Annotated in this window: 2 protein-coding genes and 1 pseudogene; all 3 read right to left on the bottom strand. The window is 71.8% G+C overall.

Translation table 11 applies throughout. From position 1 onward, the window contains the following. Positions 1–12: 12 nt before the first annotated feature. Positions 13–870, bottom strand: coding sequence for an alpha/beta fold hydrolase (locus ACQP2H_RS09050; protein WP_208570965.1), 858 nt, complete (start codon positions 868–870; stop codon positions 13–15). Positions 871–951: 81 nt separating this feature from the next. Next, complete coding sequence (locus ACQP2H_RS09045; RefSeq protein WP_219469031.1) at positions 952–1,989, bottom strand: ketoacyl-ACP synthase III family protein; 1,038 nt, start codon at positions 1,987–1,989, stop codon at positions 952–954. A 132-nt stretch (positions 1,990–2,121) separates the two neighbouring features. Then, positions 2,122–16,101 (bottom strand): annotated as a pseudogene (locus ACQP2H_RS09040) (SDR family NAD(P)-dependent oxidoreductase); the annotation flags it as partial. Between the last annotated feature and the right edge of the window lie 5 nt (positions 16,102–16,106).

Genomic DNA, 16,106 nt, shown 5'->3' with positions numbered 1-16,106 from the left:
CGGGCGCGGAGGTCAGGCGACGGCGGCGAGCACCTCGTGCAGGCGTGCCGAGAAGGCGCGGGGGTGGGTGGTGTGGCCGTTGCGGCCACCGGGGAACTCCACCACCGCCGTGCCGAGTTCGTCGGCGAGTGCCTCCGCGCAGACGTACGCCCAGATGTCCTGTGAGATGCAGCCGCCGGCCGGGACCACCCGGATGCCGGTCTGCTTGAGCCGGGCGATGTCGTCGGCGTCGAGCTGGCAGTTGCGGAAGGCCGGGCCGTCGTACTTGACGAAGAACTCGATGTTCGCGGCCCGGTCGACCGTCATCGGTTGGAAGTCGACGCCCGGTTCCATCTCCAGCGTGGTCAGGTCGATGCCGCTGAGTGCCGCCATCTGCTTCATAGCGGGGCCCCAACCGTCGTTGTGGTAGGCGCGTTCGGCCGCGGCCACCCCCCGTACGACCCGCTCGCGGGTGGCCGCCGGCAGCAGTCGCAGGGTGGGGGCCTCGTGGGCGACCAGGGTGCGGACCTGCTCCGGGTGGCGCAGCGAGAGATAGAGCCCGATCGCCGCACCGTAGCCGGAGCCGAGCACGTGGGCCGGCTGGTCGGTGAGGTGGGCGAGCAGGGCGCTCGCGTCGTCGGCATGGGTCTCCATGGTCAACGCTGCGGGTGGCCCGTCGAGTTTGCTGCGGGACAGGCCGCGCCGGTCGTAGGTCACCACCGTGTACCGGTCGGCGAGTTGCTGTACGAGATAGCTGGTCCGGCCGGCGTCACCCTCACCGGCCTGGAGGACCAGCAACACCGGCCCCTGGCCCTGGACCTCGTAATACAGACGTGCTCCGGGTACGCCAAAGGTCCCGGCATCGACATCGTCGGCCACGATCGCGTCCACTGAATCCCCTCCGTTGCGCACTCGGAACGTGTGACGGTTCGACGCTAGACAGAGGGCCTAGAACGCATCTAAAACGGCACTTCACTCCAGCCAGGACGGCTTCTCCAGCAGGGTGAGGACGGCGGCGGAGCAGAGCCATCCCGGGCCCTGGGAGACCAGCAGGAGGTGGTCGCCGGGGTGGACCTGCCCGGTGTCGAGCAGGTGGTCCAGTGAGATGACCAGGTCGGCGGCGCCGACGTGGCCAACCGACCGGCCATAGTCCCATGTCGATAGAGACACGTCGATGCCGAGCGGGCCGAGGGTGGTGAACTCGGTCATCCGGGCGTCCTCGTTGATGGTGATCACGCGGGCCAGGTCGGCGACGTTGAGGTCCGCGTCGACCAGCGCCCGGCGGATGATGCCGACGTCGAACTCGCTGAGGCTCTCCACGGCCCGGGCCAGCGGCATCTCGTCGTCGGTGAAGGCGGCCGCCCGCGCGGTCATCGACACCTGTTCGGCGCTCTGCTCGACCGGCGGGGTCAACGGGCCGTCGCCACGGTGCCACCGTTCCAGCCCGGGCAGGGTGCCGGAACAGATCGACCGGACCTCGGCGAAGCCGGGTTCGGTGGTGACGACGGCCGCCGCCGCACCGTCGGCGAGGATGTACGAGTCGCCGAAGCCGTGCCACCTGTCGACCAGCGGCGTCTCGAAGTTCTGGGCGGTGGTCAGCAGAGCCACGGCGAGTTCGGCCACGCCGGTGAGCTGCCCGACGGCGATCTCCAGCGCGGCGAGCAGCCCGTTGCACCCCTGCCGGATCTCCAGGGAGCCGGCGCCGGCGACACCCAGCTCACGCAGGATGTAGCCGGGTGGGTAGGAGCCCTCGGGCCCCTGGTAGTAGACGCTCGCGTGGATGTGCGACTCGACGTCGGCGGTCCCGGCCGAGGACCGTTCCAGCGCGGTCCGGGCGGCCAGCACCGCCATGTCGAGGGCGGGCAGTTTCGTCGAGATGTGCGTCCCGGTCAGGCCGCTCGCCTCGAAGACCTCCGCCCGGTACCGGCCGTCCGCGACCGCGTCCTCGGCGCTCACCCAGTCGGGTAGGTGGTGGCCGATCCCGTCGAGATAGACACCTTCGACTCGCACGGGGTCCCTCCATTCTTCAGCTGTGTTCCGCCGCAGGCCGGCGGATCGTCAGTAGCCGAGCAGTTCCTGCCTGAGGTGACGCACCAGGGCGTCGGGGGTGGAGTGGTCGAAGACCACCGTGGGCGCGAGCCGCAGGTCCGTCTCCGTGCTGATCAGGTTGCGGACCGTCAGGGCGGACAGCGAGTCGAACCCGGCGTCCCGGAACCGCCGGTCCCGTTCGACGGTTTCGGCCGACGCCAGGCCGAGCACCGCCGCGACGTTGCGGCGTACCAGCTCCAGCAGGATCTGGTCCCGGTCGCCCTCGGGCGCGAGCACCAGCCGCTGCTTGAGGCCGGCCGGGGCGTCGGCGACGGCCCGTGCGGTGCGGCGGGTGCCGGCCGGGGCCAACGACCGCAGCAGCGCCGGGGCGTCGGGGGACCGCGACCAGGCGCCGGCCCCGGCCGCGACGACCAGTGACCCGCCGACGCGGCAGGCCGCCTCGACGAGGACGAGCTCGTCGGGTGACAGGTCCCCGGCGGGCCGTTCCCGCAGCAGCGCGACGGTCGGGGTGGCGCTGGTGACCGTCGCGTCGGGGTGGTCCAGCCGGACCACGGTGGTGGCTGCGTCCCCGCTGCCGTCGCCGGCCTCGATCCCGCACCCGCGCAGGAAGGCCACGGTCGCCCCGCGCGCCGCCGACGCGCCGCCGGTGACCAGCACCGGCCCGGTGACGTCGGGCGGCGTCGCGTCGTCCACCGGGACGGTGACCCGGGCCAGGCGGGGCGTCAGCACCGTCCCGCGACGGACGACCAGGTGCGGTTCGGCCAGGGCGAGCGCCGTCGTCAGTGCCCGCCAGGACGCCTTGACGCCGTCCACCACGACGGTGTCGCCATGGGCGGGCGTCGCACCGGCCGGCACCGCGGCGGCCGGCACCGCGGCGGCCGGCACCGCGGCGGCCGGCACCGCGGCGGTTCCGGTGGTGCCCGCCCGGCCACGGCGGCGGGGGGCCGCGGCGGTCGGGTCCGGGCGCAGGGTGACGAGGCGACTGGTCTCCCAGGGGCTGCCGGCCGACGGCGCGGGGTCGGTGTCGCTGAGCAGGATGACGTCCGGACGGGCCGCGCCGGCTTCGACCGCGGCGGTGAGCGCGGCCAGGTCGGGGTACGCCTCGGCGTAGGTGTCCGCCGACATCAGCCCGGCGCGGGCCCGCAGGGGATCGGCGCCGACGACGACCATCGTCGGCGGCGACGGCGGGGTGGCCGGCGTGGACACCGGGACCCACTCCACCCGGAACAGGCCGTCCTGGGCGGCGGCGCTCGCGGTCCGGACCTCACCGGTCGGGCAGGGGCGGGTGGTGACGGCGGCGATCGTCGCCACCGGGGAACCGGTCGCGTCGGCGACGGTGACCTGCCCCGACGCGGCACGGTGCACCCGCAGCACGGTCGCGCCCACCGCCCGCAGGGTCACGCCGCGCAACTCGGCCAGCCGGGACGGCGCGTCGGCCGGGTCGTCGACGGCCCGCAGTGCGGCGTCCAGCAGGACCGGGTGCAGTCCGAATTGGTCCGCCTCGGCGCGCTGCCGGTCGGGCAGCCGGACCTCGGCGAAGACCTCACCGTCGCGCCGCCAGCGCGCGACACCGTCGGCGGCGGGCTCTCCGGTCGCGGCCGGCGGCGGCCACACCGTCAGGTCGACACCCGGCGACGGTACGCCGGCGGCGAGCGTGCCGGAGGCGTGGCAGCGCCAGGGCGCTCCGGCCGGGGTGTCCGCCCGTCGGGCGTGGATGCTCAGCGGCCGGCGGGCGTCGTCCCCCGGTGCGCCGATCTCCACCCGCAGGTGGACAGCCGCCCGGGCCGGCACGGTCAACGGCTCGTGCAGGGTCAGGGCGTCGACGTGGTCGAGCCCGACGTCGTCGCCGGCCTTCAGCGCCAGGTCGAGCAGGGCGGTGCCGGGCAGTACGACGGTGTCCCCGACGGTGTGGGCGGCCAGCCAGGGCAGGCCGGCCAGGGAGACGGTGCCGGTCAGCACCACCCCGCCGGAGCCGGGCAACTCCACCGGGGCGCCGAGCAGCGCATGGTCGCCACGATCGGTGGTGACGCCGGACGGGGTGGTCTTGAGCCAGTAGTGCTCGTGCTGGAAGGGGTAGGTGGGCAGGTCGACCCGGACAGCCTCCGGAACGACCCGACCCCAATCAACCTCCACCCCCGCAACAAACGCCTCACCCAACGACAACAACACCCGACCCACACCACCCTCACCCCGACGCAACGTCGGCACCACCACACCACCCGAACCCACCACACCCAACGACTCCCGCAAACCCACCGACAACACCGGATGCGGAGAACACTCCACAAACCGCGTAAACCCATCCCCCAACAACACCCCAACCACCTCATCAAACCGCACCACCGACCGCAAATTCTCAAACCAATAACCACCCCCCAACTCCACCCCCGACACCACACCACCCCGCACCGACGAATACACCACCACATCCCCCACACCACCAACCACACCACCCACCAAACCCAACAACTCATCCCGCACCACATCCACCACCGGATGATGCGACGCATAATCCACCGGCACCCACCGACACCACACACCCCCACCCTCCAACAACCCGACCAGGTCACCCAACAAACCCACCGGACCACCCACCACACACGACCCCGGCCCATTCACCACACACACCACCAACTCACCACCAAAACCCACCAACCACGAACCCACCTCCCCCACCGACAACCCCACCGACACCATCCCCCCCAACCCCGCCAACCGCTCCCCCACCAACCGCGACCGACCCACCACCACACCCAACGCCACCTCCAACGACAACACCCCCGCCACACACGCCGCCGCCAACTCACCCTGCGAATGCCCCACCACCGCATCCGGCACCACACCCGCAGCCCGCCACACCTCCGCCAAACACACCATCAACACAAACAACGCCGGCTGCACCACATCAACCCGCCCCAACCACTCCTCCCCACCCTCCAACAACACCCCACGAACATCCCAATCCACCAACCCACCCAACACCCCCACACACTCCTCAAACCGACCCCGAAAAACAGCATCACACTCCCACAACTCCCGACCCATACCCCACCACTGAGACCCCTGACCCGGAAACACAAACACCGTCCCACCCGACACCACCCGACCGGAAACGGAACTCCCCGCAGCGGCCAACGCCGCGCCGGAACCCGATCCCACGGCCGCCAGACCGGAGACCAACTCGGCGCGCGAATTGCCGACGACCACTGCTCGGTGCTCCCACCGGGAACGTTCCCGCACCAGTCCGGAAGCAATTCCGGCCAGCGATTCGCCGCGCTCGACGAGCCCGGCCAACCGCACCGCCTGGGCCCGCAACGCCTCCGCCGACCGCGCCGACAACACCAACGGCACCGGCCCCGCCGGCTCGTCGCCCGTAACCACGACCGGCTCCGGCACCGACTCCAGGATCACGTGCGCGTTGGTGCCGCTGATCCCGAACGACGACACGCCCGCCCGACGCGGCCCGTCACCGTCCCACATCCGCGCCTCGGTGAGCAGCTCCACCGCACCCGACGACCAGTCCACGTGCGTGGTCGGCTCGTCGACGTGCAGCGTCTTCGGCATCACCCCGGCCCGCATGGCCAGGACGGTCTTGATGACGCCGGTGATCCCCGCCGCCGCCATCGTGTGACCGATGTTCGACTTCAGGGAGCCGAGGAACAGCGGACGCTCCGCGGAATGCTCCCGACCATACGTCGCCAACAACGCCTGCGCCTCGATCGGATCACCCAACCTCGTCCCCGTACCATGCGCCTCCACCACATCCACCTCACCCGCCGACAACCCCGCACTCGCCAACGCCTGACGAATCACCCGCTCCTGCGACGGACCATGCGGAGCCGTCAAACCATTCGACGCACCGTCCTGATTCACCGCACTACCCCGCACCAGAGCCAGGACGGGGTGCCCGTTCCGCCGGGCGTCCGACAACCGCTCCAACATGATCACGCCGACGCCCTCGCCCCAGCCCGTGCCGTCGGCGGAGGATGAGAACGCCTTGCAGCGGCCGTCCACCGACAGACCGCGCTGCCGCGAGAACTCGACGAACATGCCGGGGGTCGCCATCACCGACACCCCACCGGCCAGCGCCAACGACACCTCACCCGACCGCAACGCCCCCACCGCCTGGTGCAACGCCACCAACGACGACGAACACGCCGTGTCCACAGTCACCGCCGGGCCCTGCAGGCCCAGCGCGTAGGCGACGCGCCCGGAGATGACGCTCGTGGACCTCCCGGTGAGCCGCAGCCCGTCCAGGCCCTCGGACACCTCGTGCAGCGGTGAGCCGTAGTCCTGGGCGAGCGCGCCGACGAAGACCCCCGTGGCCGAGCCACTCAGGGCCTCCGGCACGATCCCGGCCCGCTCGAGCGCCTCCCACGAGGTCTCCAGCAGCAGCCGCTGCTGCGGGTCCATCGCCAGCGCCTCGCGGGGCGAGATGCCGAAGAAGCCGGCGTCGAACTCCCCCGCCTCCGGCAGGAACCCGCCGTCGAGCACGTAGGTCTTGCCAGGGCGGTCCGGGTCGGCGTCGAAGAGGTCGACGAGGTCCCAGCCGCGGTCGTTGGGCGGTTCGCCGATCGCGTCGCCGCCGCTGGTCAGCAACTCCCACAGCTCGTCCGGTGAACCCACGCCGCCGGGCAGCCGGCAGGCCATGCCGACGATCGCGACGTGGTCGTCGTCGGTCGCGGTCCGGGTGGGCAGCGGCGCGTCCGTCACCGCCGGCCGGCCGCCCAGCAGTTCGTCCCTGAGGTACGCCGCCACTGCGGTCGGGGTGGGGTGGTCGAACACCATGGTTGCGGAGAGCCGGCTGCCGGTGGCCGCGCTCAGCCGGTTACGCAGCTCCACCGAGGAGAGCGAGTCGAAGCCGAGGTCCTTGAACTTCGCCGGGGCCGGGACCTGGGCGGCGGAGGCGTGACCGAGCACCGCGGCGGCGGTCTGCCGGACCAGCTCGACCAGCAACTGGTCGCCTTCCGCGGTGGGCAGCGCGATGAGCTGTTCGGCCAGGGCGTTGCCCGTCACCCGGGCCGCCGCGACCCGACGCTCACGCCGACCCACCAGGCTGGTGAGCAGCTCCGGGACGGCACCGGCCGCCGGCGAGCGCAGGGCGTCGAGGGCGAGCCGGGCCGGGACGGCCGTCGGCCGGTCGGCGGTGAGCGCGGCGTCGAACAGGGCCAGGCCGTCCTCGACGGTCAGCGGGGCCAGGCCGAGGCGGGCGATCCGGGCCACGTCGATGTCACCGAGCTGCCCGGTCATCTCACTGCGCTGGTCCCAGAAGCCCCAGGCCAGGGCCATCGCCGGGAGGCCCTCGGCACGGCGGGCGTGGGCCAGCTCGTCCAGGAACACGTTCGCCGCGGCGTAGTTGGCCTGGCTGGCGTTGCCGAGCAGACCCATGATGGAGGAGAAGAGGACGAACCCGGCAAGGTCACGGTGGCGGGTGGCCTCGTGCAGGTGCCACGCGGCGTCGGCCTTGGCACGCAGCACCGCCGCGACCCGCTCGTCGGTCAACGCGGGGACCAGGGCGTCGTCGAGCACCCCGGCGGTGTGCACCACAGCCGTCAACGGGTGCGCCGCCGGGACACCGGCCAGCAGGGCGTCCAGGGCGTCCCGGTCGGCCACGTCGACGGCGGCGACCTCGACCGTCGCCCCGAGTCCGGTGAGTTCGCCGACCAGCTCGGCGGCACCGGGGGCCGCCGGGCCACGGCGGCTGGCCAGCAGCAGGTGCCGCATGCCGTGGCGGGTGACCAGGTGGCGGGCGAGCAGGCCGCCGAGCGTACCGGTGCCCCCGGTGATCAGGACGGTGCCGTCGGGGTCCCAGGCGGCCGGTACGGTCAGCACCGCCTTGCCGATCTGGCGGGCCTGGCTGAGCTGGCGGAACGCGTCGGCGGCCGACCGGACGTCCCAGCACCTCGACGGCAGGTGGGTCAGCGTCCCCCGGGCGAAGCGGTCGACGATCTCGGTCAGGATGTGCTGGATCAGGTCCGGGTCCTGGCGACCGACCTCGATCAGGTCGAACGCCTGGTAACGGCGGCCGGGGTGGTCCACGGCGACCCGGTCCGGGTCACGCAGGTCGGTCTTGCCCATCTCGACGAACCGGCCGCCGTCGGCGAGCAGGCGCAACGACGCGTCGAGCAGGTCGCCGGCCAGGCTGTTCAACACGACGTCGACGCCACCCGGGGCAGCGGCCCGGAAGGTCGCCTCGAACCCGTCGGTACGCGACGAGGCGATCCGGTCGGCGGGGACGCCGAGGGCCCGTACCGCCGCCCATTTGGCGGGGCTGGCCGTGGCGTACACCGTTGCGCCGAGCTGGTGGGCCAACTGCACGGCGGCCATCCCGACGCCACCGGCTGCGGCGTGGATCAGCACCGACTCCCCGGCGCTTAGGCCGCCCAGGTGGACGAGTCCGTAGTAGGCGGTCGCGAAGACGATCGGTACCGCGGCGGCCTGGGCGTACGACCAACCGGCCGGGATCGGCACGAGCAGCCGGTGGTCCACGGTGGCGGTGCCGGCGAACGACTCCGCCACCATGCCCATCACCCGGTCCCCGGGCCGCAGGTCGGTGACCGCCGTGCCGGTCTCGGTCACCACACCGGCACCCTCGATGCCCATCCGGGCCTCGCCGGGGTAGACGCCGAGGGTGATCAGGACGTCACGGAAGTTCAGGCCGGCGGCCCGTACCGCGATCCGGACCTCGTGCGGGGCGAGGGCGGCCGACCCGGTGACCGGGGTCTGCCCCGCCACGATGGTGAGACCGTCCACGCTGCCCGACCCGGTGCCGTCCAGTCGCCAGTCGCCCCCGGACACCGGCAGCACGCCGGGGCGCACCGGGGCCAGCCGGGGCACCCGCAGCTCCCCGCCGCGGACGGCCAGTTCGGACCGGTCGGTGGCGAGGGCGGCCGGCAGCGCGGCCAGCGAACGGGGGTCGTCGTCCAGGTCGAGCAGGAGGAACCGGCCCGGGTTCTCGGTCCGCGCCGAGCGCAGCAGCCCCCAGGCGGTGGCTTGGGCCGGCGGGGACGCGGTCGTGCCCGCGTCGGTGGTGACCGCGTACCGGCTCACCACGGCGAGCCGGGCGTCGGCCAGGTCCTCGGTGGCGAGCCACTCCTGGGCCAGGGTGAGCGCCCAGCTGGCGGCACCGTGCGCCGCGTCGACGGCCGGGCCCTGCGGGGCGTCGGGCCGGGTCACCACGACGACGTCGACCTGCCGTCCGGCGGCCACCAGGGCGGGCAGATCGGCGTAGTGGTCGGCGTCGGTCAGCACCGCGCCCAGACCGAACGGGTCCGGCCCGAGCAGGGCGCACCGCAGCGGCGACGGGTCGACGGTGCCACCGGTGGGCTCGGTGACCCAGTCGAGGCCGTACAACGGGGGCGCGTCGGGCCGGGCGGCCGTGCCGAGTCGGGCCGGGTCGACCTCGCGGAAGGTCAACGACTCGACGGTGAGCACCGGCTGGCCGGCGCCGTCGGCGGCGGTCAGGGTGATCGCCCCGGTCGCGGTGGGACGCAGCGACAGCCGCAGCATCGAGGCCCCGGCGGCGGCGAGCGTGACGCCCTGCCAGGCGAACGGCAACCGCAGGTCGTCCCTGCCGGCCAGCCGGTCACGGATGAGCACCGCGTGCAGCGCCGCGTCCAGCAGCGCCGGGTGCAGGCCGAAGCAGGCGGCGTCGGCGTGGGCCGCCTCCGGGAGCAGCACGTCGGCGAACACCTCGTCACCGCGCTGCCACATCGCGGTCAGCCCCTGGAAGGTGGGACCGTAGCGGTAGCCGCCGTCGGCCAGTTCGTCGTACGCGTCGCGCACGTCCACGGCGGTGGCTCCCTGGGGCGGCCACACCGCAGGGTGCGCCGGGGCGTCGGGGTCGGGGGATTCGGGGGCCAGCGTGCCGGTGGCGTGGCAGGTCCAGGCGGTACCAAGATCGACGTCGGCGGCCCGGGAGTGGATGCTCATCTCGCGGCGACCGTCCCCGGCCGGCTCGTCGATCTCCACCCGGACGTGCACCGGCGTGCGGTCGGTCAGCACCAGGGGCGCCTGGAGGGTCAGCTCGTCGACGTGGTCGCAGCCGACCTCGTCGCCCGCACGCAGCGCCATCTCGACGAACGCGGTGCCGGGCAGCAGCACGGTGTCGCCGACGGCGTGCTCGGCCAGCCAGGGCTGGGCGGCGAGGGAGAGGGTGCCGGTGAGCCCGGTGACGGCGCTGCCGGCCAGCTCGACGACCGCGCCGAGCAGCGGGTGGGTGACGGCGGTCAGACCGGCGTGCGAGACGTCGGCCCCGCCGGGTGCGGTCGGGTTCAGCCAGTAGTGGCGGCCCTGGAAGGGGTAGGTGGGCAGGTCGACCCGGACAGCCTCCGGAACGACCCGACCCCAATCAACCTCCACCCCCGCAACGAACGCCTCACCCAACGACAACAACACCCGACCCACACCACCCTCACCCCGACGCAACGTCGGCACCACCACACCACCCGAACCCACCACACCCAACGACTCCCGCAAACCCACCGACAACACCGGATGCGGAGAACACTCCACAAACCGCGTAAACCCATCCCCCAACAACACCCCAACCACCTCATCAAACCGCACCACCGACCGCAAATTCTCAAACCAATAACCACCCCCCAACTCCACCCCCGACACCACACCACCCCGCACCGACGAATACACCACCACATCCCCCACACCACCAACCACACCACCCACCAAACCCAACAACTCATCCCGCACCACATCCACCACCGGATGATGCGACGCATAATCCACCGGCACCCACCGACACCACACACCCCCACCCTCCAACAACCCGACCAGGTCACCCAACAAACCCACCGGACCACCCACCACACACGACCCCGGCCCATTCACCACACACACCACCAACTCACCACCAAAACCCACCAACCACGAACCCACCTCCCCCACCGACAACCCCACCGACACCATCCCCCCCAACCCCGCCAACCGCTCCCCCACCAACCGCGACCGACCCACCACCACACCCAACGCCACCTCCAACGACAACACCCCCGCCACACACGCCGCCGCCAACTCACCCTGCGAATGCCCCACCACCGCATCCGGCACCACACCCGCAGCCCGCCACACCTCCGCCAAACACACCATCAACACAAACAACGCCGGCTGCACCACATCAACCCGCCCCAACCACTCCTCCCCACCCTCCAACAACACCCCACGAACATCCCAATCCACCAACCCACCCAACACCCCCACACACTCCTCAAACCGACCCCGAAAAACAGCATCACACTCCCACAACTCCCGACCCATACCCCACCACTGAGACCCCTGACCCGGAAACACAAACACCGTCCCACCCGACACCACACCACCCGACACCACACCCGACGACACCACACCCGACGACAACACCACACCCGAACCGGGAACAGAACCCGAACCCGAACCGGGAACAGAACCCGAACCCGAACCCGGAACAGAAACCGGAACCGGAACCGGAACCAAAGACGAAGACGAAGACGAAGACGAAGACGAAGACGAAGACGAAGACGAAGACGAAGACGAAGCCAGCGTCGACACGTGGTCCGAACCGGAAGCCAATGCCGTCAAACCGGCGACCAACTCAGCGCGGGAATTGCCCACGACCACCGCCCGGTGTTCCCACACGGCACGCTCACGTACCAGCACCGACGCGATTCCGGCCAGCGACTCGCCGCGCTCGACGACCGGGACCAGTCGCGACGCCTGCGCCCGCAGGGCCTCCACCGACCGCGCCGACAACACCAACGGCACCGGCCCCACCGGCTCACCACCACCCGACACCGCCACCGGCTCCGGCTCGAACTCCGGCGCATACTCCAGAACCACATGCGCATTCGTCCCACTGATCCCAAACGACGACACCCCCGCCCGACGCGGCCCCACACCCCCCCACACCCGCGCCTCAGTCAACAACTCCACCGCACCCGACGACCAATCAACATGCGGAGTCGGCTCATCAACATGCAACGTCTTCGGCATCACCCCAGCACGCATCGCCAACACCATCTTGATCACACCAGCAACACCCGCCGCCGCCATCGTATGACCAACATTCGACTTCAACGAACCCAAAAACAACGGACGCTCCGCCGAATGCTCCCGACCATACGTCGCCAACAACGCCTGCGCCTCAATCGGATCACCCAACCTCGTCCCCGTACCATGCGCCTCCACCACATCCACCTCACCCGCCGACAACCCCCCATTCGCCAACGCCTGACGAATCACCCGCTCCTGCGACGGACCATGCGGAGCCGTCAAACCATTCGACGCACCATCCGAATTAACCGCACTACCCCGCACCACCGCCAACACCCGATGCCCATTACGCCGCGCATCCGACAACCGCTCCAACACCACCACACCAACACCCTCACCCCACCCCGTACCATCCGCCGACGACGAAAACGCCTTACACCGACCATCCCCCGACAACCCACCCTGACGCGCAAACTCCACAAACATCCCCGGCGACCCCATCACCGCAACCCCACCCGCCACCGCCAACGACACCTCACCCGACCGCAACGCCCCCACCGCCTGATGCACCGCCACCAACGACGACGAACACGCCGTATCCACCGACACCGCCGGACCACCCAAACCCAACACATACGCCACCCGACCCGACACCACACTCCCCGCCGAACCCGTCAACACATACCCACCAACACCCTCCCCCGCCTCCCACAACCGCGGCCCATACTCCAAACCCATCACCCCCAAAAACACCCCCACCCCAACACCATCCAAACCAACACCCAAACCCGCACCCTCCAACGCCTCCCACACCACCTCCAACACCAACCGCTGCTGCGGATCCATCACCACAGCCTCACGCGGAGACACCCCAAAAAACTCCGCATCAAAAACCCCCGCACCCTCCAAAAACCCACCCCACCCCGGCACCCCACCACCCACCAAACCCTCCACATCCCACCCACGATCCACCGGCCACCCACCCACCACATCAACCCCACCCAACACCACATCCCACAAATCCCCCGGCGAACCCACCCCACCACCAAAACGACACCCCATCCCCACAATCGCCACCGCCTCACCCACACCCACACCCGCAACACCCACACCCGAAACCCCACCCACCACCAAACCCACCAACCGCTCCGCCACCAACACCGGAGTCGGAAAGTCGTAGGCGAGCGAGGACGGCAGCGGCAGGGCGGTGTCGGCGACCAGCCGGTCGCGTAGTTCCACGACGGTGAGCGAGGAGAAGCCGAGTTCCTTGAACGTCGTCTCCGGGTCCACGTCGGTGGCGTTCGAATGACCGAGGATGCCGGCGGCCCGCCGCCGGACCAACTCCAGGGCGACGTCGAGGCGCCGCTCCGCCGGCAGCTCCCGCAGGTCAGTCGCCCAGGCCCCGTCGCCGACGGGCTCCTCGGCCACCGGCGCGTCGGCGTCGGGCCGTACGGTCGTCGTGCCCGGGTCCGTTGCGGGCGCGTCGATCCAGAAGGGCCTGCGCTGGAACGCGTAGGTGGGCAGGGAGATCCGCTGTGCGCCCGGGAAGGACGTGGTCCAGTCGACCGGGACACCCACGACGTACGCATGGCCGACGGCCTGCCGGAAGCGGTCGAGGCCGCCCTCGTCGCGCCGCAGGCTGGGCACGACGGACGCCGGCTGCCCGGCTGCGGCGAAGGTCTCCCGCAGGCCGACGGCCAGCACCGGGTGCGGGCTGCACTCGATGAACGTGGTGTACCCGTCGTCGAGCAACGCCGTGGCGGCCGGCTCGAACCGGACGGTCTGCCGTAGGTTGCGGTACCAGTAGGCGGCGTCCAGACCGGCCGTGTCGACGGGCGTTCCGGTCACCGACGAGTAGAAGGTGACCGGGGCACTGGTGGGCGTGATCGGGGTGAGCTGGGCGAGCACCTCGTCGCGGACCGTCTCGACCTGCGGGGAGTGGGAGGCGTAGTCCACCGGGATGGCCCGGCACCGCACCCCCTGCGCGGTCAGCTCGGCGAGCACCTGCGGCAGCACGTCCACCGCTCCGGACAGGACGGTCGAGTCGGGGCCGTTGATCGCCCCGATCGCCACCTGGTCGCTCCACTGCTCCAGCACCGGCAGCAGCCGCTCGGCCGACGCCGCCACAGACGCCATCGCGCCCGTGCCGGCCAGGGCCCGGATCGCCCGACTGCGCAGGGCCACCACCCGGGCCGCGTCCGGCAGGGTCAGCGCGCCGGCCACGCACGCGGCGGCGATCTCACCCTGGGAGTGCCCCACCACCGCGTCGGGTTCCACCCCGTGCGCCCGCCACAGTGCCGCCAACGACACCATCACGGCGAACAGCACCGGCTGGACCACGTCGACCCGCGCCAACTGGTCGGCGTCCCCGCCGAGCAGGACGTCGCGCAGGTCCCAGTCGGTGTACGCGGCCAGCGCGTCGGCACATTCGTCGAGGCGGTCGCGGAACACCGCGGAGTCGGCGTACAGGCCACGGGCCATCGCCTCCCACTGCGAGCCCTGGCCGGGGAAGACGAAGACCACCCGGCCGGGCTGGGCGCGGCCGACGACCAGGTCGGGTCGGTCGTCACCGGCGGCGAGCGCGGCGAGGGCGGCGAGCATGTCGGCGCGGTCACCGGCGCGGATCGCCGCCCGGTGCCGCAGGGCGGCCCGGGTCGTCGCGAGCGAGTAGCCGAGGTCGACGCCCGCGACGTCGCCACCGGTGGTGAGGAACCGGTGCAGCGTGGCCGCCTGGGCGCGCAGTGCGGCGGGGTTCTGAGCGGACACCACCCAGGGGGCGGTGTGCGGGGGCGTCGGCGCGTCGGTCCGGTCGCCGGTGGGCCGGGGCGCCCGCCCGACGACGAGGTGGGCGTTGGTGCCGCCCATTCCGAACGACGAGATGCCGGCCAGGGCGTCGCCGTCACCGGCGGCGTCCGCCGGCCACGGCCCGAGCGTGCACTGCACCTGCAGGTTCAGCGCGGCCAGGTCGATGCGCGGGTTGACGGTGCTGAAGTTCAGACTCGCCGGGATCTGCCCGTGCCGGGCGCTCAACGCGAGCTTGAGCAGACCGACCAGACCGGCGGCCCCTTCGAGGTGCCCGACGTTGGTCTTGGCCGAACCGACGGCCAGTGGAGCGTCCGCCGGCCGGTGCACGCCGATCGTCGCACCCAGCGCGCCTGCCTCGACCGGGTCGCCGACGGGCGTGCCCGTGCCGTGCAGCTCGACGTAGCCGACGTGGGCCGGGTCGGTGCCCGCCTGCCGGTGCGCCCGCCGGATCACGTCGGCCTGCCCGTCGCCGTCCGGGACGGTCAGGCCGGCACCGCCACCGTCGTTGTTGACGGCCCCGCCGAGGATCACGCAGGAGATGTCGTCGCCGTCGGCCACCGCGTCGGCGAGCCGCTTGAGCACGACCAGGCCGCCGCCCTCACCGCGTACGTAGCCGTTGGCGCGCGCGTCGAAGACCCAGGCCGTGCCGTCCGGGGAGAGACCGCCGAACTCGCCGACCCGGGCGGTGCTCCCCGGTTCCAGGATGAGGTTCACGCCGCCGGCCAGGGCCAGCGAGACGGTCCCGGCGCGCAGGCTCTCGCAGGCCTGGTGCACGGCGACCAGCGCCGACGACTGCCCGGAGTCGACGACCACGCTGGGCCCGGTCAGGCCGAGTGTGTAGGAGATCCGGTTGGCCACGACGCTGCGGTGCAGCCCGGTGAGGGTGTGGACGGTGGCGGGCACCCGGCCGGCCAGTTGGGCGTAGTCGTCCTGGATGGCGCCGACGTAGACCGCCGCAGGCCGCCCGGCCAGCTGGTCGGGTGCCAGCCGGGCGTCCTCGAACGCCTCCCACGCCAGCTCCAGCATCAGCCGCTGCTGCGGGTCCATCGCGGTGGCCTCGCGCGGGGAGATGCCGAAGAAGGCGGCGTCGAACCCGGCGACGTCGTCGAGGAAGCCGCCGGGTGGGGCGGTCGGCCCCGACCGGTCGGTGGGTGCCGCGCCGATCGCGTTGCCCCCGCTGGCGAGCAGGGCCCAGAACGCGGCCGGGTTCGCCGCGCCGGGCAGGCGGCAGGACATGCCGACGACAGCGATCGCGTCCTCGGAAAAGTCACGGGTCTGCGGCATGACAA

Origin of the sequence: Micromonospora sp. CA-248260, from assembly GCF_050942205.1 — a bacterium.
Classification (GTDB): Bacteria; Actinomycetota; Actinomycetes; order Mycobacteriales; family Micromonosporaceae; genus Micromonospora; species Micromonospora antibiotica.
Note: the sequence above shows the minus strand (reverse complement) of the source record. Positions and strands in the feature narration are given on the sequence as shown.